Origin of the sequence: Nocardia transvalensis, assembly GCF_015477765.1 — a bacterium.
Classification (GTDB): domain Bacteria; phylum Actinomycetota; class Actinomycetes; order Mycobacteriales; family Mycobacteriaceae; genus Nocardia; species Nocardia transvalensis_A.
Genome location: NZ_JADLQQ010000002.1, coordinates 285,024 through 306,444, shown reverse-complemented (window position 1 = coordinate 306,444; position 21,421 = coordinate 285,024). Strand labels below are relative to the sequence as shown.

The following is a 21,421-nucleotide window of genomic DNA, read 5'->3' as shown; positions in this document are numbered from 1 at the left end:
CCGTTGATCTTCGCGAGGGGGTGCGCGGTCAGTGCCCCGCCGCGCAGCCCTCCCGCACCGGTTCCGCCTCTGCCGCAACCTGATTGCGGGAGCGGCCCGCCACCAGCGCGATCACCGCCATCACCACCAGCAGTACCGCACCCGCGGTGGTCGCGGCGTGCATACCTGTGACGAACGAGCTGCGGGCGGCGTGGATCAGGCCGGCGTCTCCCGCGGCCCGGTCGATCGTCTCCCCGAGTGTGGACGCGTAGTCACCGCCGTGCCGGAAGATCAGGGCCGCAAGCGAACCCAGCAGCGACAGGCCGAGCGCGTTGCCCAGTTCGAAACTGGTCTCGGAGATCCCGACCGCGGACCCGGCCCGCTCCGGCGGCACCGACGCCACCGACACCTCCGAGACGACCGTGAAGACGATGCCGTATCCCAGCCCGGCAACGACCGAACCGGCCACATACCACCCGACCCCGCCGTCCACGCCGACGCCGAACAGCATCAGATTGCCGACCGCGGCCGCTCCGAGGGACACCACGAACGCGGCCCGCGCCCCCAGCCACTGCGCCACCCGCGCACCGCTCATCGAGAACACGAACACCACCACGGCCTGCGGAATGCCCAGCAGCGCCGCGCCGAGCGCGTCCCGCCCGGTCACCGACTGCAGATACACACTGGTCAGATAGCTCATCCCGGCCAGCGACATCATGCCGATCGTCGACGAGCCGACGGCCACGGAGAACAGCCCGCGCCGGAACAGCGACAGATCCAGCAGCGGCTCGGCCAGCTGCCGCTGCCGCCGCACGAACAGCACCAGCACCGCCACGCCGAACACGCCCACCGCGACGGCCTCGATATCGATCCCCTCGGCCGCAACGTGCTTCACCGCGTACACCGCGGGCAGGATGCCCGCGATCGACATGACCACGCTCACCAGATCCAGTGGCCCGCGCCCGGTCTCCCGATGCTCCGGCAGCACGAACGGCCCCAGGGCCAGCAGCACCAGCAGCACCGGAATGTTGATCAAGAACACCGTGCCCCAGAAGAACTGGTGCAGGAGCACACCCCCGAGGATCGGCCCGACCGCCGACCCACCGGCGAAGAACGCCGTCCAGATTCCGATCGCCGTGCCGCGCGTGCGCGGATCCGGGAACAGACCCGAGATCAACGCCAGGCTCGACGGCAACAGCGTCGCCCCGCCCAGGCCCATCAGCGCCCGCGCCGCGATCAGCACACCCGCACTGGGCGCGAACGCCGCCAGCACCGACGCCACGCCGAACACGCTGGCACCGACCAGCAGGATATTGCGCCGGCCGATCCGGTCGCCGAGGTTACCCATGGTGATGAGCAGCCCGGCGATCAGGAACCCATAGATGTCGAGGATCCACAGCTGCTGGGTCGCCGACGGGCTCAGCGCCTCGGTCAACGTCGGCATCGCCAGATACAGCACCGACATATCCATCGACACCAGCAGTACCGGCAGGATCAGTACCGCCAAGCCCAGCCAGGCACGCCGAGGGGCCGCGATCTCACGGGTATCGATGCCAGTCATCACCTATCCTTTTCCCAGTCGCGCGTACAACGTACGCGTCAGAGCTGGGTACAGCGTACGCACCCTGGCCCGAAAACGAAAGCGAGTTGTTTCGATGACCGAGCCGAAGCTCACCCGATCCGCCATCGTCGACACGGCGATCGCCCTGGCCGACGAGGCCGGGCTGGATGCGCTGTCGATGCGGCGCATCGCCGAGCGGATGGGGGTGGGCGCGATGTCGCTGTATCGGCACGTGCCGAACAAGGACGCGATGCTGGCGGAGATGACCGACGAGGTGGCGCGGCGCAATCCGTATCCGGATCCGCAGCCGGGCTGGACCTGGCGCGACCGGGTGCGCATCGCCGGCGAGATCGATTGGCGGCTGTATCAGCAGCATCCGTGGGTGCTGTTCACCTTCGCGGTGCCGCGCTACAACTTCGGCCCGTCGAGTCTGGCCTGTCTGGCCTGGCTGGTGGAGGGCTTCGGGGAGCTGACCGGCGATGTCCGCGAGGCCACTCGCATGTCGCTGGCGGTGTGGAGTTATATCGCCGGTATCGCCCTGCAGGAGGTCAGTGCCGCCATGCTGGCCAAGCGCGACGGCGAGCAGGAGGAATCGGCGTTCCGCGTGCTGCTGGACGGCACGCCGCGCTGGCCCACCCCGCCGGCGCTGGTGCCGCTCGAGGGCACCGGGCGCGGTGATCTGCTCGATCCCGAACAGCTCCTGTGGTCCGGGCTGGACGCGCTGTGCGACGGATTCGCCTGCGGCCGATGAATTCGCCTGCGGCGCATCGTCTGCACCGATGCACCGAGTGCATTCGCGCGCCCATCGCACGAGTGCACGGTCGGCCACGACATAGAGGAGATGAGTATGCAGACGGGCGCCCCCTGCTGGTTCGAGGTGATCGCAGCCGACAGCGCTGCCGTTGCCGGGTTCTACAGCGCGCTGTTCGGCTGGACCGCCGAGGATATGAGCTCAGAGGATGAGCACTACATCCTGCTGTCCCGGGACGGGGCGCAGGTCGCCGGGATCGGAGAGCCCACACCCGGCGGCGCACTCCAGCCCGGGTCGTGGCTGCCGTATTTCGCGGTCGCCGATGTCGGGCAGGCTGTCGCCGCCGCTGCCGCCGACGGCGCAACGGTTCTCGTCGAGCCGGCCGAGGTGCCCGGACAGCTGGAATTCGCCGTCCTCACCGATCCCGACGGCGCGACGTACGGAATCGCCCACCTGACCGGACATCCGGGGACCGAGCGCTTCGGGGCGCCGAACAACCCGGTATGGGTGGAATACACTGCCACCCGCGCACCCGCCGACGCCCTGGCCCACTACGCGAAGGTCCTCGGCTGGATCTACCGCACCGCCGCCTGGGAGACCGCGACCGACAAGCCGTACCAGGCCATCACCACCGCCGCGGGCGGCCGCGAATTCGGCGGTGCGGCGGCGGCACAACCCGGCGAGCCCGCACCGTGCTGGGCCATGACGATCCACGTCCTCGACTGCGACGCCACCGCGTCGCGCGCCGTCGAGTTGGGCGGAACGATCGTGCAGAAGCCCCAGGACTTCCCTGGCCCCTCCCGCTTGGCCGTCATCGCCGACCCCGCCGGAGCGACCGTGGCGCTCATGGCCTTCGGCGGCTGACGAGTTCGGCTCAGGCGGCCGCGGGATAGAAACTGCGGCCGTTCACCCCGCCCGAGACCGACCACACCTCGACGATCTTTCCGTCGACGAAGCGCAGGATGTCGGTTCCGCTGATGCTCACCTCACCGTCGGGCGTCGAACGACGCACGCCGTAAGGACGTGCCACGATTCCCGAACGCTCGCCGTCGACGCGGACCACCGGCACCCCCTGCGCCTCGTATCGCAGCCCCGGCCGCTCGGCGCGGAATTGCTCGATTCGCGCCGCCAGCCCCTGCGGATCGCGAATTGCATCGAAGGCATCGGCGCCCGGCTGGGCGTAGCGCAGCGTGACCTCCGGGGCGATGATCTGCTCGGCCAACGCCAGGTCACCGTTCCACAGGGCGGTCCAGCGGTCGAACAGCGCGACACCGAAATCGGTCATCCTCGTCTCCTCAATAGTATCAATGATACGGTCTCGACGAGACTAACTTATAGTCTCAGTGAGACTGTGTCAACGGAATCGAGGAGGCGCGGGTGCCGGAGCTCGGACCGCAGGATCACATCGTGCTGGGTCTGATCGCCCGGCACGGACCGCTCACGCCCTACGAATTGAAGACGAGACTGGAAGAAAGCGTCGACTACTTCTGGCCCATCCCACACGCACAGCTGTACCGGGTTCCCGTGCGACTGGCCGAACAGGGACTGCTACGGGAGGAAGCGGAGGAGACCGGTCGCAGGCGGCGGGTGTTCCATCTCACCGACGCCGGACGGAAAGCGTTGCGGCACTGGCTGTCCGACCCGGCGTGCCCGCCGCCGGAGACCCGCGATCCGGCACAGCTGAAATTGTTCTTCGCCGACCTCGGCGAGCCGGGCGATGTGGTGGCGCTGGCGCATGCGCAGGCGGCCGAACACCGCCGCTGGCTGGAGTTGTATCAGCGGTTGCAGTCCGAGATCGACCTGGACGACAGCGTCCGGGCCGAGTCCCGCGCCCGCATTCTCGAGCTCGGCATCGGGCACGAGCAGGCGTATGTGGACTTCTGGGAGGGTCTGGCGCAGCGACCGAACCGTTCCCCCGCGCGTGACGGTCAGTCGGTGACCAGGGCGTAGGCGAAGCCGTCCCAGCCCTTGCCGCCGACGGTCTGCAGGGCGGTGGCGTCGAGGCGAGGCTCGGCGGCCAGCAGTTCGAGGACCTCGCGGCTGGCCCGCACGGCGGCATCGGCGGAGTCCGCGTCGGCGATGGCGCCGTGGCGGACGACATTGTCGACGATGATCACCGAGCCCGGCCGGGTCAGTGTCAACGCCCAGCGCACGTAATTCGGGTTGTTCACCTTGTCGGCGTCGATGAACACCAGATCGAAGGGCTCCGGGTTCTCCTCGGCCAGCACCGGCAGGCTGTCCAGGGCCGCGCCGACACGGATGTCGACGCGCTCACCAACACCCTTGCGGTCCAGGTTCTCTCGCGCCACCTTCGCGTGATGAGGCTCGAACTCCAGCGTGACGACCCGCCCCTGCTCCCCGACGGCCCGCGCCAGCCAGAGCGTGCTGTACCCGCCGAGCGTGCCGATCTCGAGCACCCGCCGCGCCCGAATCGACCGCGCGATCAGAGACAGGAACTTGCCCTGCGGTGCCGAGACATCGATGGGGGGCAACCCGGCTGCCGAATTCGCCTCGAACACATCCGAATCCGCGCGTCCGACCAGCGTGTCCACGAGGTAGTCGTCGACCTTGTTCCATTCGGCATTCGTCATACCCGGCAGTCTGCCACCGAGAGGGGAGGATTTCGCCGGTCTATCTCGTCACATCCGCGAGGCTCACACGCCGTCCACGGCCAGCTTCACACCGAACCCGATGAGGATCGTCGCCGTCACCCGGTCCAGCCACCGCTTCACGGCGGCCCGGGTGAGCAGTCGCTTCGCACGCGTCGCCACCATGACCAACGCGGAGTACCACACGACCCCGATGGCGACGTGCAGCGTCACCAGCAGCGCGCCCCACACGGGCGCACCGGCGGGCAGGAACTGCGGCAGCAGACTCATCGCGAACACGCCGACCTTCGGATTGAGCAGATTGGTCAGCAGCCCCGCCCGCAATGCCGCCCAGCCGCTCGGCGCGGCGATCACCTCGGGCTCTGCCGCATCCCCGGACCGATTGCGGCGCACGCTCTTCCACAGCGCCGACCCGCCGAGCCACAGCAGATACGCCGCACCCAGAATCCGAACGACCTCGTAGGCGAACCGCGACGCGGTCAACAGCGCGGTCAACCCGAGGACGCTCGCCGTCCCCCACACCAGGCACCCGACGCTGATCCCCGCAATGGCCGCCATCCCTCGTTTACGCCCACCCAGCACCGCGTTTCGCAACACCAGCATCGTGTCCAGCCCGGGGGTCATCACAGCGAGCGAGGTGATCACGAAGAAACCGAGCAGCGCGCCAGAAGTCATCGCGTCATGACAACACACCAACCGCCGCGTCGCCAGGGGGCTTGTCAGAACAGGAAGTACCGCTGCGCCATGGGGAGTTCGGTGGCGGGGTCCTCGGCCCAGACCTCGCCGTCGATGCGGACGGTGAAGGTGTCGGGGTCGACCTCGATACGGGGCATGGCGTCGTTGAGGGGGAGGTCGGATTTGGTACGGGTGCGAACGTTGGCGACGGGGACCAGCTTTCGGTGCACGCGCAGGCGGTCCGGCAGTCCGGCTTCGATCGCCTGTTCGGAGACGAAGTGCAGGGAGGTGCCCGCGGCGACCGTCGGTGACGCACCGAACATGGGGCGCGGCAGGACCGGCTGCGGGGTGGGGATGGAGGCGTTCGCGTCGCCCATGGCCGCCCAGGCGATCGTGCCGCCCTTGAGCACGGCGTGCGGGCGAACCCCGAAGAACGCCGGTTCCCACAGCACCAGATCGGCCAGCTTGCCCACCTCGACCGAGCCGATCTCGTGGTCGAGGCCGTGGGTGATCGCCGGGCAGATGGTGTATTTCGCGACGTAGCGCTGCACCCGCCGATTGTCGGCGGCACCGTCGCCGGGCAGTGCGCCGCGGCGGCGCTTCATCACGTGCGCGGTCTGCCAGGTGCGCATCACCACCTCGCCGATGCGGCCCATCGCCTGCGCATCCGAGCCGATCATCGAGATCGCCCCCAGATCGTGCAGCAGATCCTCCGCCGCGATGGTCGAGGGCCGGATCCGGCTCTCGGCGAAGGCCAGATCCTCCGGGATGGCCGGATTCAGGTGGTGGCACACCATGAGCATGTCCAGATGCTCATCGAGGGTGTTGACGGTGTGCGGCCGGGTCGGATTGGTGGAGGAGGGCATCACATTGGGATGCGCTGCGACGGTGATGATGTCGGGTGCGTGCCCGCCCCCGGCGCCCTCGGTGTGATACGAGTGAATCGCCCGGCCCGCGATGGCGGCCAGGGTGTCCTCGACGAATCCGGCCTCGTTGAGCGTGTCCGAATGCAGCGCCACCTGCACCCCCGCCGCATCCGCGACGGTGAGGCACGCATCGATGGCAGCCGGGGTGGTGCCCCAGTCCTCGTGCAGCTTGAAACCGCCCGCGCCGCCGCGCAATTGCTCCCACAGCGCCTCGGGCCGTACGGTGTTGCCCTTGCCGAGCAGCAGGATGTTCACCGGCCAGCCGTCGGTCGCCTCCAGCATCCGGCCCAGATGCCAGGAACCCGGCGTCACGGTGGTGGCCTTACTGCCCTCGGCGGGTCCGGTACCGCCGCCGATCATGGTGGTGATGCCGCCGGTCAACGCCTCACCGAGGATCTGCGGGCAGATGAAGTGCACATGGCAGTCGATGCCGCCCGCGGTGACGATGCGGCCGTTACCGGAGATGATCTCGGTCGACGGTCCCACCACCAGATCCGGATGGACTCCGTCCATGATGTCCGGATTACCGGCCTTGCCGATGGCACAGATGCGCCCGTCGCGAATGCCGATGTCGGCCTTGATGATTCCCCAGTGGTCGACGATCACCACACCGGTGATGACGGTGTCGGGGGTGCCTTCGGCACGGGTGGCGCGGGCCTGGCCCATCGATTCGCGCAGCACCTTGCCGCCGCCGAAGACCGCCTCGTCACCGGCCAGACCCGGTCCCCCGCTGCGATCCTCGGTGATCTCGATGAGAAGGTCGGTGTCCGCCAGGCGAATTCGATCCCCGGTGGTCGGCCCGAACAGCTCGGCGTAGCGGGCACGGCTCAGTTCACTCATAGCGTTCCGTCCAGGATTCCGCGTTCGGTGGATGCCGACCGACCGGGCGGCGGTGGAATGTCCAGCGGCCCGGGAGCGGTGCGGCTGATGCCGTACACCTCGCGCGTGCCGCGCAGTGGCACCAGCGAAACCCGCTGGGGCAGACCGGGTTCGAAGCGCACGGCGGTTCCGGCGGGGATATCGAGCCGCCGGCCGTGCGCGGCCTCGCGATCGAACTCCAGCGCGGCATTGGCCTGCGGGAAGTGCACGTGGCTGCCGACCTGCACCGGGCGGTCGCCGGTGTTCACGACCTCCAGTTCGATGCGATCGGCCCCGGCGTTGATCTCGACCGGGTCTGTGGCATAAAGGAATTCGCCGGGCACGATCCCCGCCCGGCCGTCCTTTTCGCCGGAATTGTCCGCTACCATGATCTCGCCTCAGCCGATCGGGTGGTGCACGGTGACGAGTTTGGTGCCATCCGGAAAGGTCGCCTCGACCTGCACGTCCTCGATCATCTCCGGCACACCGTCCATGACGTCGGCGCGGGTGAGCACCGTGCGGCCCGATGCCATCAGCTCGGCCACGGTGCGGCCGTCGCGCGCGCCCTCGAGCACGTGGTCGGTGATGATCGCGACCGCCTCGGGGTGATTGAGCCTGAGCCCGCGGGCCTTTCGGCGCCGAGCCAGCTCGGCCGCGTAGCTGAGCATCAGTCGTTCCTGCTCATGCGGCGACAATCGCATGCGTGCTCCTCGGCGAATCGAATGTCATGTGGGCGAATATTCTGGCACGCGCCCCGGGGTCAGGCGGTGGCGGGCAGATTCTGCAGCCGCACCTGTCCTCGGGCGACCACCCGGTCCTGTTCGTCGGTGATCACCACCTGCCACAGCTGCTGCGACCGGCCCTGATGGATCGGCGTCGCGACACCGCGCAGCATGCCCTCGCGCACCGCGCGCAGGAAGTCGGTGTTGTTGTTGACGCCGACGACCTTGCCCCGGGTGCCGTACCAGACGCCGCCGCCGACACTGGCCAGGGTCTCGATCACCGTGCAGTACACCCCGCCGTTGACGATCCCGGCGGGCTGATACAGCTGCGGAGACACCGCCCACTCCCCCACGACCCGATCCGGCCGCAGCTCGGTGAATTTCAGGCCGATCAGATCGGAGAAGGTGCCTTCGCTGATTCGCGTCATGACCTCGGGAGTCACGTCCGCCAGCGAACGAATCTCGGGCTGATCATGCTGTGTCATAGGAAAACAGTTACACAAGGCAATCATCGAACGAAGCGGCGGGCCCCACTTGGAGGGTGGGGCCCGCCGCGGCACAGGATCGGGAGTCGACCGCAGCCCTCGGGACTCCGCGCGATCCGAACGCCGAGATTGAGTGTAGGGCAGGCTTACCTAACAAGGCAAGGGCGACGCACGGGCATTCCGCGATCCTGCATCGCCGCGAGCAGACCCTGCCCGCGTTCGGCACCCAGCGTCGAGGAGGTGCCCGCCAGATCGGGGACGTAAGTGGCCGCGCCGACAACGGTTTCGGTCACCAGCGGCCAGAATCGCCGGGCGCTCAACGCCGCACAGCGCGACATGCTCTGCTGCACGAGCGTCAGCGCGGCCTCGCAGCGATGGGCGAGCCACACCGACATCGCACGCTCGCACGGCAGCGCCACCACACCGGGCTCACCCGCCAGCGGGTCGCCATCGATCACCCGAATCGTGGTGTCGGACAGGCCCGCCCAGTCGATACCGCCATCGTTGTCGGTGTGCACCCACAGGTTCTCGAGGCCGGGATCCCAGGCGCGTCCCTCGGACACCAGCAGCGCTACCACCCGGCCGATCACGGCGTGAACGAGCGCTGTCGCAACGACTTCCGCGGCGATATCGGAGCTGATCATCTCGGCGGCGTGGCGGCGGTACATGAGTTCGATGCGGCCCTCGCGCATCCCGTCGGCCAGCCGCCACCAGCGCCGCCGTCCCTGCTCGGCCATGGCGGCCACGGCATACACGCGCGGATGTTCCGGCTGTAGGGCGCGCAGGCGGGCACAGGCCTGTCCGAAGGCCACCTCGGAGCGGCGTGCTGGGCAGGCGGTCATCGGTTCGGACATCGAACCTCCTCGTCGATTGGCATTGCGGGCCGAAACGGAAGATAGGTTAGGCTTACCAGACTTACCGAGCAATGGAAGAAATCACGTCAGGAGTTATTCGTCGCCGTGCCCGCTGCAGTCACCTTCAAACGGCACCGCGCGGCGGGCCTGCTGCTCCTGACCGCATTGCTGCTGGTCACGGTGGCCGCCGGACTCGCCGTGGGCGCGCGCTCGCTGCCGCTGACCGCGGTGTACGACGCCGTGGCCTGCCCGGGAGGCTGGCCGCTGAGCTGCCCGGCCGCCACGCCCGCGGACCAGATCGTGCGGGAGCTGCGACTGCCGCGCACGGCTCTGGCCGTGCTCACCGGCCTGGCCCTGGGGATGGCGGGCGCGCTGATGCAGGGCTACACCCGCAACCCGCTGGCCGACTCCGGGCTGCTCGGAATCAATGCCGGTGCGGGCTTCCTGGCGGCGCTGGGGATCCATCTGTTCGGGCTGACCCGGCTGCCGCAGCACATCGGGCCGGCCTTCGCGGGCGCGCTGATCGCGGGTGTGGTCGTCTTCGCGGCGTCGGCGGCCGGTGGCGGTAAGGCCAGTCCCCTGAGCCTGATCCTTGCGGGTGCGGCGGTGACCGCACTGCTGCAGGCGCTGACCAATGCCGTTGTGCTGCTGGACCCCGCGGCCATGGACACCTACCGCTACTGGGTGGTCGGTTCGGTCGCCGGACACGATATGACGGTGTTTCGCGAGGTCCTGCCGTTCATCGCGGTCGGTGTCGTCCTCGCGCTGGCCGCCACGCCGGGCTTGAACGCCCTGGGCCTCGGCGAGGAGGTGGCCCGCGGCCTCGGGGTGAACATCGCCCGCAATCGCGCCCTGGGCTTGGCGGCCGTCGTGCTGCTGACCGGCGCCGCCACGGCCGCGGTCGGGCCGATCGCGTTCCTGGGACTGATCGCCCCGCACCTCGCCCGCACCGTCACCGGCCCGGATCACCGCTGGCTGCTGCCCTATTCGGGCCTGCTCGGCGCCCTTGTCCTCCTACTCGCCGACATTGCGGGCAGGGTGGTCGCACTCCCGGGCGAACTCCAGACCGGCATCGTCCTGTCGGTCGTGGGCGCGCCGTATTTCATCCTGCTCATCCGGCGGCGCAAGGTTGCCGCGCTATGACCACGTCCGCCCCGCCCACTACCGGGAGATACCGTGGACGGCAGGCCGATCGACCGGTGAAGCGTAGGAAGGCGGTGTGGTCGTGAGTCTTTCGACGCAACCGGCTTCGCAGCACGAGACGGCCCGGGTACGACCCGCGGTCCGCGTGGGCCGGTTCTCGACGGTGTTGCGCATCACGATGGTGCTCACCGTCGTTGCGCTGGCCGTCGGTCTGCTCGTGCTGTTCGCCGTGGACATCTCGATCGGGGAGTACCGCATTCCGATCGGGCGGGTGCTGGATGTGCTCAGCGGCGGCGGCAGCCGGGCGCAGCGATTCATCATTCTCGATTCGCGGCTGCCGCGGGCGGTGACCGCGGTCGTCGCCGGGGCCGCGCTCGGCATCGCGGGTGCGGTCACCCAGTCGATCCTGCACAATCCGCTGGCCAGCCCGGACGTTCTCGGTATCACCTCGGGGGCCGGATTCGCCGCGGTCGCGGTGCTCGCCGGAACCGGCGGCGCCACCACGGGATTCGCCGCGGCGTTCGGAGTTCCGCTGGCCGCCCTGGCCGGTGCGCTGCTCACCGCCGCCGCCATCTACCTACTCGCCTGGGGCCGCACCCACACCGGCGATCTGGGCATCACCGGAATCCGGTTGGTGCTCATCGGCATCGGCGTGAACGCCATCCTGATGGCGGGCATCAGCTGGCTGCTCACTCGCGCCAGCCTGGCCGACGCCTCCCGCGCGCAGCTGTGGCTGACCGGCTCGCTCAACGGTGCCGATTGGACCCGGGCGGTCCCGGCCGCGATCGGGCTCGCCCTGGTGCTGGCCGTCACCGCCGCCTCGGCCCGCACGCTGGCGGCCCTGCGTTTCGGCAGCGACACCACCCGTGCCCTGGGCGTGCGCGTGCAGACCCAGCAGGCGCTGCTGCTCGGCGCGAGCGTGGCCGCCGCCGGACTCGCCACCGCCGCCGTGGGTCCGCTGTCGTTCGTGGGGCTGGCCGCACCGCAGCTCGCGCGGCGAGTGCTGCGCACACCGGGCGAACCGCTGATCGGCTCGGCTCTCACCGGCGCGCTGATCGTGGTCGGTGCGGACGTGCTCTCCCGCACGGTCTTTCCCGTCGACCTGCCCGTCGGCATCGTCACCGCCGCCCTCGGCGGACCGTTCCTGCTGTTGCTGCTCATGCGCGTGAACCGGAAGGCGACCCTCTCATGACCGCCACCCCGCATCGACTCGCCGCCGATGACCTCACCCTCGGCTACGGCAGCCGCACCGTCGTCGACGGCCTGTCGCTCACCGTCGAACCCGGGCTGATCACCACGATCATCGGCCCCAACGGCTGCGGCAAGTCGACGCTGCTGCGCGCGCTCGGCCGACTGCTGCGCCCGCAGGCGGGCCGGGTCCTCCTGGACGGCAAGGCGATCGCCACCCGCAAGACCCGCGACGTGGCCCGCATCGTCGGCATGCTGCCGCAGACTCCGATCGCACCCGAGGGCCTCACCGTCGCCGATCTGGTGGCCCGCGGCCGGCACCCGCACCAGTCCTGGCTGCGGCAGTGGTCGGCCGAGGACGAGACCGAGGTGGCCGCCGCGCTGGCGCAGACCGGCATCGCCGAGCTCGCCGACCGCACCCTCGACGAACTGTCCGGCGGCCAGCGCCAGCGCGCCTGGATCTCGATGGCCCTGGCCCAGGGCACCGACATCCTGCTGCTCGACGAGCCCACCACCTACCTCGATCTCGCCCATTCGCTCGAGGTGCTCGACCTGGTCGACCGGCTGCACGACGACCTCGGGCGCACCGTGGTCATGGTGCTGCACGATCTGAACCTGGCCATCCGCTACAGCGACCGGCTCATCGTCATGCGCTCCGGGCGTGTCCTCGCCCAGGGCTCACCCGCCGAGGTGATCGATGCCGAGCTGTTGCGGGAGGTGTTCGGCCTGCGCGCCGAGGTACACCGGGACCCGGTGTCCGGCCGACCGATGATCGTCCCGATCGGCACCCGCCACGTCCTGCCGGTGCACGTCCCCGGTGCGGAACCGGGACAGCCCGCCTGACGCGCCACGCCGGCGAGATGTTCGGGCACGGTAATACGTGCCCGACCTGGGCTATGAAAAATCCCACACAGCAACCGGCGGGTTACGACAACAAGTAGTACGCATTTGTGTCGTTGCCTCCGTAAACTTGTGGAATGGCAGGTCTTGGTGAACTCGAGAAAGCGGTTATGGACCAGTTGTGGTCGGCCGATGAACCCCAGACGGTCCGGCAGGTCCACGAGGCCCTCGCGGCGCGCCGCGAACTCGCGTACACCACGGTGATGACCGTGCTGCAGCGGCTGGCGAAAAAGAACCTAGTCGTGCAGCAGCGCGACGACCGCGCGCACCGCTACGCACCCGTGCACACCCGCGACGAACTCGTCGCGAGTCTGATGGTGGACGCCCTGCAGCAGGCCGACGAGGTCGGCAGCCGCCGGGCCGCCCTGGTGCACTTCGTCGAGGCCGTCGGGAAGGACGAGGCTGCCGCACTGCGCGAGGCACTCGCTAAGCTCGAAGATGCCGAGGCCGCGCGCAACGCGTCCGATGACGAAGGAGTCGCCCCGCCGCAGTAGTTCTGCGGTGCTCCTCCCGTCACGGACAACTGCAGAGCGCCGCGATCTCGGGCCCCTGGCCCCACAACGCAGTGAGCTGAGCATGAACGCAACCGCGCCGGTATTCGCCGGTCTCGCTTTGCTTCTCGCGGGACCGGTCCCGTCGTTGCTCGCTCGAGCCACCTGGCCGTACCGGACACCGCGCGCGGCACTGGTCCTGTGGCAGGCGGTAGCGCTGGCGGCGGTCCTGAGCGCCTTCGGATCCGGTCTGGCGATCGCGAGCCTGCTGCTGGTGCCCGGACCGGACGGCCGTCCCACCACCTCGCCCACGCGGGAGATCGACGTCCTGGGCCTGCCGCTGTGGCTGGCGTACGTGATCGTGTTCGCGCTGACCCTGCTGGTCGGTGCGCGACTGATCTATGCGGTGGTCCGGGTGGGCGTCCATACCCGGCGGCGCCGCGCCCGCCATCGCATGCTGGTGGATCTGCTCGATCAGGGCGGCGACTACCGGCATGCCGAGCGCAAGGCGGGCGATATCCGGGTGCTGGCCGCGTCCGAACCGATCGCCTACTGCCTGCCCGGGCTGCGCCGACGGGTGGTGCTGAGCCAGGGCACCTTCGCCAATCTGACCGATGCCGAGCTCACCGCGATCGTCAGCCATGAGCGCTCGCATCTGCGGGCCCGCCACGACCTGGTCCTCGAGGCGTTCACCGCGGCCCACGAGGCCTTCCCCCGGTTCGTCCGCAGCAAGTCGGCGCTGGATTCGGTGAAGCTGCTGATCGAACTGCTCGCCGACGACTCCGCGGTGAAGGTCACCGGCCCCACTCCCCTGGCCCGCGCGCTGGTGGCCTGCTCGAATTCCACGGCGCCGCAGGGGGCGATGGCCGTCGGCGGTCCGACCACCCTGATCAGGATTCAACGACTCGCCGGACCGCTCGGCGATCTGCGCATCGCGACCGCGGCCTACCTGGCGGCCGCGGCCATTCTCGTGGTGCCCACCTTGGCGGTGGCGATTCCGTGGCTGGTCGAGCTGAGCCGGTTGTTCAGTGCCTGACCCCCGATTCGCCGACCTGGGCCTGCCCGCGGTTCTGGTGCAGTCGCTGCGCCGCAACGGTCTCGAGACCCCCTTCCCGATCCAGGCGGCCGTGATCCCGGACATTCTCGCCGGGCGCGACGTCCTCGGCCGGGCCGCAACGGGTTCCGGGAAGACGCTGGCCTTCGGGCTTCCGATGCTGGTGCGGCTCACGCGAGGCGCCTCGGCCCCAAAGAAACCACGAGGTCTTGTTTTGGCGCCGACCCGGGAGCTGGCCCTGCAGATCGAGCAGGCGCTGGATGATCCGGCGCTCGCCCTCGGCCTGCGGCTGGGCACCGCGGTCGGTGGCGTCCCGATCAAACGCCAGACCGACCGCCTCGCACGCGGCGTGGATCTGCTCATCGCCACCCCCGGCCGTCTGACCGACCTGATCGACCGGGACGCCATCGCGCTCGACGCGGTGCGGGTGGTCGCGGTCGACGAGGCCGATCACATGGCCGAACTCGGCTTCCTCGAGCAGGTGACCACGCTGCTCGATCACATACCGGCCGAGGCTCAGCATCTGTTGTTCTCGGCCACTCTCGACGAGGCCGTGGACACGCTGGTGCGGCGGTATCTGCGTGAGCCGGTGCGACATTCGGTGGATACCGCGGATTCGGCGACTCCTCCTGCGGCCGTGCCCGATTCGGGACGCGAGACCATGTTGGAGCCGAATGACGCTGCCGCGCAGCCGCCTTCGCCAATGACGCACTACCTGCTGCACATCCGCAAGCCACACAAACGCAGGACCGTCTCCGAAATCGCCGCCCGCGAAGGCCGTACGCTGCTGTTCGTCCGCACCCAATACGCCGCCGACAAACTAGCCCGCCAACTCCGCGAAGCCGGCGTCGCGGCGGTCGCGCTCCATGGCGGCAAGGCCCAGAACCAACGCAGCCGCGCCTTGGCGGCCTTCACCGACGGCACCGCCCCCGTCCTGGTCGCCACCGACGTCGCCGCCCGCGGCATCCACGTCGACGCCATCTCCCTGGTCGTCCACGTCGACCCACCCACCGACCCCAAGTCCTACCTGCACCGCGCCGGCCGCACCGCCCGAGCGGGCGCCACCGGCACCGTGGTCACACTCGTCACCCCCGACGACCGCACCGACACCGAAAAACTCATGGCCGACGCAGGGGTCACCGCAATCACGTTGCCGCCCAACGAGATCGCCTCCGTTACGGGCGCCCGCCCACCCTCTGGTGCTCCCATTCCCGATCCCGCCGCTCCCCCGGTGCCGGAGACCAAGCCCGCGCGCCCCGCGGACCGCCGCCGCACGGCACCGCGCGACCACGCCCGCAATCCCCGCCGCCGCCGACACTCTGCCTGATCGAGGACACGATAGGCTGGTGGGACCGGGTAGATCATCAAGGGGGATGAGATGACCGAGCGCAAGCCCGTGGGCATGAGCTATGAATCGTGGCTGGACAAGCAGATTCGCGAAGCCACCGAGCGCGGCGATTTCGATAACCTGCCGGGTGCGGGTAAACCTTTGCCCGATGCGGGCCTGCCCTACGACGAAAACTGGTGGCTGAAGGACTATTTGCGCCGCGAGAACGTGGGGGGCGAGGGCATGCTGCCGACCTCCCTGCTGCTGCGGCGCGACCTGGAACGCTTACCGCGGACCGTCGCCCGGATGAGCGCCGAACATCAGGTGCGCGAATACGTCACCAAACTCAACGAGCGCATCACGAACTGGCTGCGATTGCCGCACGGTCCGTACGTGCAGGTCGCTCCGGTCGAGGTGGACGAGATCGTGCGGCAGTGGCGCGAGGACAGGCGACGGCCCGCCCCGGCCGCCGCCACGGAGCCGCGGACCACGCCGCCGCGGACCCGATGGTGGCAGCGGCTCACCCGCCGCCACGAGGCGCACTCGTAGCGATCGCGCGACCGGGCCGTGACCAGGCACAGCGCGAGGCACCCCGGGTTTTCCGCACACATCGGGCATTCCCCTACAATGGCCAAAGTGCAGTTTCTTCCCGGCCATACGCCGCCGTACGACCTGACCTACGACGACATCTTCCTCGTCCCCAATCGGACCGATGTCGCGTCGCGTTTCGACGTCGACCTGTCGACCAACGACGGGACCGGCACCACCATCCCGATCGTGGTCGCGAATATGACCGCCGTCGCCGGTAAGCGGATGGCCGAGACCGTCGCCCGACGCGGCGGCATCGTGGTGCTGCCGCAGGATCTGCCGATGAGCGCGGTCACCAAGACCATCTCCTACGTCAAGAGCCGCTCGCTGACCGCCGAAACCCCGGTCACCCTCGGCCCGGATCACTCGGTGTCCGAGGCGCTGGCGCTGATTCACAAGCGCGCCCACCGCGCGGTCGTGGTCGTTCAGGACGGCAAGCCGGTCGGTGTGGTCACCGAGGAGTCCTGCACGGATGTGGACCGGTTCGCGCGCCTGCACACCGTGGCCGCCACCGATTTCCTCACCGCCCCCGCCGATACCGAGCCGCGCGCGCTGTTCGAACTGCTCGACAGCCAGCACGCCGCGCTGGTCGTGCTGACCGACGCCGACGGCGCCCTCGCGGGCGTGATGACCCGCAAGGGCGCGGTCCGGGCCGGCATCTACGACCCGGCCGTCGACGCCCACGGCAAGCTGCGCGTCGCCGCCGCGGTCGGCATCAACGGCGACGTTCCCGCCAAGGCCAAGGCCCTGGTCGACGCCGGTGCCGACGTGCTGGTGATCGATACCGCGCACGGCCACCAGGTGAAGATGCTCGAGGCGCTGCGTGCCGTCGCCGATCTGAAGCTCGGTGTGCCGCTGGTCGCGGGCAACGTGGTCTCCGCCGCGGGCACCCGTGACCTCGCCGAGGCCGGTGCCGACATCGTCAAGGTCGGCGTGGGCCCGGGCGCGATGTGCACCACCCGCATGATGACCGGGGTGGGCCGCCCGCAGTTCTCCGCGGTCGCCGAATGTGCCGCCGCGGCAAAGGAACTGGGCGTGCACATCTGGGCCGACGGCGGTGTGCGCCACCCCCGCGACGTGGCGTTGGCGCTGGCCGCCGGTGCGTCGAACGTCATGATCGGCTCCTGGTTCGCCGGGACCTACGAGTCCCCCGGCGACCTGCGCCTGGACCGCGACGGCAACGCCTACAAGGAGAGCTTCGGCATGGCGTCCAAGCGCGCCGTCGCCGCCCGCACGGCCTCCGACGGCGCCTTCGACCGCGCCCGCAAGGCGTTGTTCGAGGAGGGCATCTCCTCCTCGCGCATGCGCCTGGACCCCGAGCGCCCCGGCGTGGAAGACCTCATCGACCACATCTGTTCCGGTGTGCGCAGCGCCTGCACCTACGCGGGTGCCCGCAGCCTGGCCGACCTCCACGACAAGGCCGTCCTCGGCGTCCAGTCCGCCGCGGGCTTCGCCGAGGGCCGTCCGCTCCCCTCCGGCTGGTAAGCCAGGTCACAGGCCTGAATAGGTGGGCCGGGTCGGCGTGGCTCGGTGCGGAGCGGGGGTCGGGGACCCGGTAGCATAGACGTAGCCGAGCCACGGGATCCGTGATCCCGTGGCTCGAACAACCGAGCACGTCCATCCGCTCCCACCTGCGAAAGGAATCAGTTGTCACCCGCGTCCGAGGGCGCCACACAGGAGGGGTCCTCTACCGAGCCGGGTGACATACCCGGCGCCCCCATTACCCCAGTTCCTCCCATCCGTTCGGGGTGGTGCTGACAGTGTCGGTCGTGCTCACGGTGCTCAGCCTGGTGGGCTTCGTCGCGCTCACCGCGGGCACCGCGTTGTTCGTTGCCGCGGAATTCTCCCTGACCGCGCTGGAACGCAGCACAGTCGAAGCGCATGCTCGCGAGGGAGATCTGCGCGCCCGGCAGGTCCGCCAGGCCCATCGCACGCTGTCGTTCCAGCTGTCGGGCGCTCAACTCGGCATCACCATCACCACCCTGGTCACCGGTTACATCGCCGAACCGGTGCTCGCCCGGCTGATCGAACCGCTGTGTACCGCACTGGGCGCGAGTGCCGGTGCCGCACACGGCATTTCGCTGGTGCTCGCGCTGGTGCTGGCGACCTCGCTGTCGATGACCTACGGCGAGCTGGTGCCCAAGAACATCGCCATCTCCGCGCCGCTGACCACCGCCCGCTGGACCGCCGGGCCGATGATCGCCTTCTCCGCGACGTTCAAGTGGTTGATCAGATTCCTCAACGGCAGCGCCAATGCGGTGGTGCGCGGATTCGGTATCGAACCCGCCGAGGAGCTGCGCTCGGCCCGATCGCCGGAGGAGTTGGGCTCGCTGGTGCGCACCTCCGCCAAGCGCGGCGTCCTCGATCAGCGCACCGCGCAGGTGGTGGACCGGTCCCTGGAGTTCGGCGACCGCAGCGCCGAGGAGCTCATGACCCCCCGCGTGAAGATCGAATCACTGGACCAGGACGACACCATCGCCGATCTGATCGCCGCGGCCGGGCGGACGGGCTTCTCCCGCTTCCCGGTCATCGACGGCGACCTGGACAACACCCTCGGCATCGTGCATATCAAACAGGCGTTCCTGCATCCGGTGTCGCAGCGCGGCCGGGTGAAGCTGCGCTCGATCGCCCATCCGGTGCCGATCGTCCCGGCCAGCCTCGACGGTGACACGGTGCTCGAGCGGGTGCGCGCCGACGGTATGCAGGTGGCGCTGGTCGTCGACGAATACGGTGGCACCGCAGGGCTGGTCACGATGGAGGACATCATCGAGGAGATCCTCGGCGACGTCCGCGACGAACACGACGAGGAGGAACTCGACGTCCGCCGCACCGCGGCCGGGTGGAACTGCTCGGGTCTGCTGCGCATCGACGAGGTGACCAGGGCCACCGGTTACACCGCGCCCGAAGGCGAATACGAAACCCTCGGCGGCCTGGTGCTGACCCGGCTCGGCCGGATCCCGGTGGCCGGTGACGAGGTACTGCTCCCCGATTCGGGTTCCGGACAGGAGCGTTCGATGGAACCGCACACCTCCGGCGGCTGGCTGGCCCGGGTGGAGCGGATGGACGGGCGGCGCATCGACCGCATCCTGCTGCGGCCGGTGGACGCCGACGCGCTGCGGACCTGGGAGCGCAGCCATGGGTGATCTGGTGGGACTGCTGCTGACGCTGTTGCTGCTGGGCGGCAACGCCTTCTTCGTCGGCGCCGAATTCGCGCTCATCACCGCCCGCCGCGACCGCCTGGAAGCCCTTGCGGCCCAGGGTAAACGCCGCGCCAACACGGTCATCCGCGCCGGGGAGCACCTGTCGATGATGCTGGCCGCCGCGCAGCTGGGTGTCACGATCTGCTCGCTGCTGCTGGGCCGCATCGGCGAACCCGCGGTGGCGCATCTGCTGGAGCGGCCGTTCGATCTGTTCGGGGTCCCGCAGGAGTTGCTGCATCCGCTGGCGTTCGCGCTGGCGCTTGCGGTCGTGGTGATGCTGCACATGCTGCTGGGCGAGATGATTCCGAAGAATATCGCCCTCGCCGGGCCGGAACGCGGTGCGCTGCTGCTGGTTCCGGTGCTGTTGCTGTGGTTGCGACTGGCCCGGCCGCTGATCACGCTGTACAACGTGGCGGCCAATCTGACGCTGCGGGCACTGCGGATCGAGCCGAAGGACGAACTCGATGCCACCGTGTCGACGGTGGAGCTGGCGGAGATGATCGGCGAATCCCGCTCGGAGGGACTGCTCGACGAGGAGGAGCACCGCCGGCTCACCCAGGCGCTGGGCACCACCGACCGCATCGTCGCCGATGTGATGGTGCCGCTGGCCAAGACGCGCTGCGTGCCGCTGCGCGGCGACGGCACCACCCTCGGCGATATCGAGACCGCGGTCGCCGAGACCGGATTCTCCCGCTACCCGGTCCGCACCACCGACGGGTCGCTGGTCGGCTACCTGCATGTGAAGGATGTGCTGGACAAGGTGGCCGACGATTCGGCGGGCCCGTCGACCCCGATCCCGCGCACCGATATCCGCCCGCTGCCGACCGTCAGCATGGGCACCACGCTCTACGAGGCGCTGGCCCGGCTGCGGCGCACCAACAGCCATCTCGGCCGGGTGGTCGACAGCCGCGGCAACACCGTGGGCATCGTGGCGCTCGAGGATCTGGTCGAGGAGTTCGTGGGCACGGTGCGCGACGCGACCCACCGGGTTGCGGAATGACCGAGACCACCGCCGTTGTCACGGTGCCCGAGCATGACTGGCGTGTCCGGTCGGCGGCGCATCGGGTGAGAGTGGACGAGTTGATCCGGCCGTATCTGGAGCACCGCGCGGCGGGCGCGAAACATCCGGTGATCGACTTCCTGTTCACCTATTACGGGCACAAGCCCGCGCAGCTGCGGCGCTGGCATCCCGGATACGGTGTGGCACTGGAGAATGCGACCGAGTATGCGAATGCTCGCGGCTACCACGAGGTGGATTCCGGCCGACAGCATGCCGGATCAACGGGTGCGCCCGCCTGGACCGCCGACCCCGCCTTTCTCGCCCGCCGCCACGACACCATCGAATTCATCGCGAACCTGTTGCGCGCCACGGCGGCCCGTCCCGCCCAGCTGTCGTGTTTCGGCCTGCACGAATGGGCGATGGTGTACCGCACCGACGAGGTGCGCCACCGTCAGGTCCCGCTGCGCCTCGGGCACGCCGGAACCGACCGGGTGGTGGAGTCGATGTCGCTGCGCTGCACCCACTTCGACGCCTTCCGCTTCTTCACCCCCCAGGCGGCCCCCCGCAACGCCGAACCCCTGACCCGCGACGACCAGATCCGCCGCGAACAGCCCGGCTGCCTACACGCCAACATGGACCTCTACAAATGGGCGTTCAAACTGGTCCCCCTGATCGATTCCGACCTCCTGCTCGACTGCTTCGAACTCGCCTGCACCGCCCGCGAACTCGACATGCGCGCCAGCCCCTACGACCTGTCGGAATTCGGCTACACCCCGGTCCGCATCGAAACCCCCGCAGGCCGGGCGGAATACGTTCGTGAACAAGCAGAGCTGGCGGATCGAGCCGTGGATCTGCGTGAGCGCCTTCGGGTTACGTCCGAAGCCCTCCTCGCCGCCGGGGGCGAAACGATGAACCCGCTGTCCCGGCCCTAGGGGGCCGGGACAGCGGGTAAGCAAAGGCACGGCCCTACAGCGGGTAAGCAAAGGCACGGCCCTACAGCGGGTAAGCACAGGCACGGCCCTACAGCGGGTAAGCACAGGCACAGCCCTACAGCAGGTAAGCACAGGCACAGCCCTACCACGGGCAAGCACAGGCACAGCCCTACAGCAG

At 69.3% G+C, this 21,421-nt stretch carries 23 protein-coding genes; 14 read left to right on the top strand and 9 right to left on the bottom strand.

Annotated elements, in window-relative coordinates; genetic code table 11:
- Window positions 1-28 precede the first annotated feature (28 nt).
- Window positions 29-1,540 (bottom strand): MFS transporter, encoded by a 1,512-nt coding sequence (locus tag IU452_RS05440; RefSeq protein WP_195107782.1) that lies wholly within the window; start codon window positions 1,538-1,540, stop codon window positions 29-31.
- A gap of 94 nt (window positions 1,541-1,634) precedes the next feature.
- Between IU452_RS05440 and IU452_RS05435 the strand changes: the two genes are divergently transcribed.
- Both IU452_RS05435 and IU452_RS05430 read left to right on the top strand, forming a co-directional pair.
- Window positions 1,635-2,291 (top strand): TetR/AcrR family transcriptional regulator, encoded by a 657-nt coding sequence (locus tag IU452_RS05435; protein WP_195107781.1) that lies wholly within the window; start codon window positions 1,635-1,637, stop codon window positions 2,289-2,291.
- A 90-nt stretch (window positions 2,292-2,381) separates the two neighbouring features.
- The gene (locus IU452_RS05430; RefSeq protein ID WP_195107780.1) at window positions 2,382-3,155 is read left to right on the top strand and encodes a VOC family protein; all 774 of its coding nucleotides are present in this window, start codon (window positions 2,382-2,384) and stop codon (window positions 3,153-3,155) included.
- Window positions 3,156-3,165: 10 nt separating this feature from the next.
- Here IU452_RS05430 and IU452_RS05425 read toward each other — a convergent pair whose 3' ends face one another.
- A complete protein-coding gene (locus IU452_RS05425) occupies window positions 3,166-3,576 on the bottom strand; it encodes a nuclear transport factor 2 family protein (RefSeq protein WP_195107779.1) in 411 nt (136 codons plus the stop codon).
- A 92-nt stretch (window positions 3,577-3,668) separates the two neighbouring features.
- On the opposite strand from IU452_RS05425, the gene IU452_RS05420 reads away from it, so the two are divergent.
- Window positions 3,669-4,241 (top strand): PadR family transcriptional regulator, encoded by a 573-nt coding sequence (locus IU452_RS05420; RefSeq protein WP_195107778.1) that lies wholly within the window; start codon window positions 3,669-3,671, stop codon window positions 4,239-4,241.
- Here the strand turns inward: IU452_RS05420 and IU452_RS05415 are convergent.
- The 7 genes from IU452_RS05415 to IU452_RS05385 form a co-directional block, all read right to left on the bottom strand.
- On the bottom strand, window positions 4,220-4,882 hold the full coding sequence (locus tag IU452_RS05415; RefSeq protein ID WP_195107777.1) for an O-methyltransferase: 663 nt from the start codon (window positions 4,880-4,882) through the stop codon (window positions 4,220-4,222). The genes IU452_RS05420 and IU452_RS05415 overlap by 22 nt on opposite strands.
- A gap of 63 nt (window positions 4,883-4,945) precedes the next feature.
- The gene (locus IU452_RS05410; protein ID WP_195107776.1) at window positions 4,946-5,575 is read right to left on the bottom strand and encodes a LysE family translocator; all 630 of its coding nucleotides are present in this window, start codon (window positions 5,573-5,575) and stop codon (window positions 4,946-4,948) included.
- A 44-nt stretch (window positions 5,576-5,619) separates the two neighbouring features.
- Window positions 5,620-7,341 carry an urease subunit alpha gene (locus IU452_RS05405; RefSeq protein WP_195107775.1) on the bottom strand — a complete coding sequence of 574 codons (1,722 nt, stop codon included), beginning with the start codon at window positions 7,339-7,341 and terminating at the stop codon, window positions 5,620-5,622.
- Entirely contained in the window at window positions 7,338-7,706 is a 369-nt protein-coding gene (locus tag IU452_RS05400; protein WP_195108267.1) for an urease subunit beta, read from the bottom strand. The genes IU452_RS05405 and IU452_RS05400 overlap by 4 nt, the downstream gene beginning before the upstream one ends.
- 51 nt (window positions 7,707-7,757) lie before the next feature.
- A complete protein-coding gene (locus IU452_RS05395; protein ID WP_195107774.1) occupies window positions 7,758-8,060 on the bottom strand; it encodes an urease subunit gamma in 303 nt (100 codons plus the stop codon).
- Window positions 8,061-8,119: 59 nt separating this feature from the next.
- Window positions 8,120-8,566, bottom strand: coding sequence for a PaaI family thioesterase (locus tag IU452_RS05390; RefSeq protein ID WP_195107773.1), 447 nt, complete (start codon window positions 8,564-8,566; stop codon window positions 8,120-8,122).
- 146 nt (window positions 8,567-8,712) lie between these two features.
- Window positions 8,713-9,420, bottom strand: a complete 708-nt coding sequence (locus tag IU452_RS05385) for a hypothetical protein (protein ID WP_195107772.1) — start codon at window positions 9,418-9,420, stop codon at window positions 8,713-8,715.
- Window positions 9,421-9,525: 105 nt separating this feature from the next.
- Here IU452_RS05385 and IU452_RS05380 point away from each other — a divergent pair, with 105 nt between their 5' ends.
- From IU452_RS05380 to IU452_RS05330, 11 genes are all read left to right on the top strand, one after another.
- Window positions 9,526-10,563 (top strand): FecCD family ABC transporter permease, encoded by a 1,038-nt coding sequence (locus IU452_RS05380; RefSeq protein ID WP_195107771.1) that lies wholly within the window; start codon window positions 9,526-9,528, stop codon window positions 10,561-10,563.
- 76 nt (window positions 10,564-10,639) lie between these two features.
- Window positions 10,640-11,755, top strand: a complete 1,116-nt coding sequence (locus tag IU452_RS05375; protein WP_416382277.1) for a FecCD family ABC transporter permease — start codon at window positions 10,640-10,642, stop codon at window positions 11,753-11,755.
- Window positions 11,752-12,594 (top strand): ABC transporter ATP-binding protein, encoded by an 843-nt coding sequence (locus IU452_RS05370; protein ID WP_195107770.1) that lies wholly within the window; start codon window positions 11,752-11,754, stop codon window positions 12,592-12,594. The genes IU452_RS05375 and IU452_RS05370 overlap by 4 nt, the downstream gene beginning before the upstream one ends.
- Window positions 12,595-12,728: 134 nt before the next feature.
- On the top strand, window positions 12,729-13,145 hold the full coding sequence (locus IU452_RS05365; RefSeq protein WP_195107769.1) for a BlaI/MecI/CopY family transcriptional regulator: 417 nt from the start codon (window positions 12,729-12,731) through the stop codon (window positions 13,143-13,145).
- 82 nt (window positions 13,146-13,227) lie between these two features.
- Window positions 13,228-14,178, top strand: coding sequence for a M56 family metallopeptidase (locus IU452_RS05360; RefSeq protein ID WP_195107768.1), 951 nt, complete (start codon window positions 13,228-13,230; stop codon window positions 14,176-14,178).
- Window positions 14,171-15,523 carry a DEAD/DEAH box helicase gene (locus tag IU452_RS05355; protein ID WP_195107767.1) on the top strand — a complete coding sequence of 451 codons (1,353 nt, stop codon included), beginning with the start codon at window positions 14,171-14,173 and terminating at the stop codon, window positions 15,521-15,523. Before IU452_RS05360 ends, IU452_RS05355 begins: the two co-directional genes overlap by 8 nt.
- A 51-nt stretch (window positions 15,524-15,574) precedes the next feature.
- Window positions 15,575-16,072 (top strand): DUF1992 domain-containing protein, encoded by a 498-nt coding sequence (locus IU452_RS05350; protein ID WP_195107766.1) that lies wholly within the window; start codon window positions 15,575-15,577, stop codon window positions 16,070-16,072.
- 87 nt (window positions 16,073-16,159) lie between these two features.
- Window positions 16,160-17,596, top strand: a complete 1,437-nt coding sequence (locus IU452_RS05345) for a GuaB1 family IMP dehydrogenase-related protein (protein WP_195107765.1) — start codon at window positions 16,160-16,162, stop codon at window positions 17,594-17,596.
- 275 nt (window positions 17,597-17,871) lie between these two features.
- Window positions 17,872-19,254 (top strand): hemolysin family protein, encoded by a 1,383-nt coding sequence (locus tag IU452_RS05340; RefSeq protein WP_195108265.1) that lies wholly within the window; start codon window positions 17,872-17,874, stop codon window positions 19,252-19,254.
- Window positions 19,247-20,311: a hemolysin family protein gene (locus IU452_RS05335; protein WP_195107764.1), complete on the top strand. Its 1,065-nt coding sequence runs from the start codon at window positions 19,247-19,249 to the stop codon at window positions 20,309-20,311. The genes IU452_RS05340 and IU452_RS05335 overlap by 8 nt, the downstream gene beginning before the upstream one ends.
- Window positions 20,308-21,243 (top strand): 3-methyladenine DNA glycosylase, encoded by a 936-nt coding sequence (locus tag IU452_RS05330; RefSeq protein ID WP_228816666.1) that lies wholly within the window; start codon window positions 20,308-20,310, stop codon window positions 21,241-21,243. Before IU452_RS05335 ends, IU452_RS05330 begins: the two co-directional genes overlap by 4 nt.
- The last annotated feature ends 178 nt before the right edge of the window (window positions 21,244-21,421 follow it).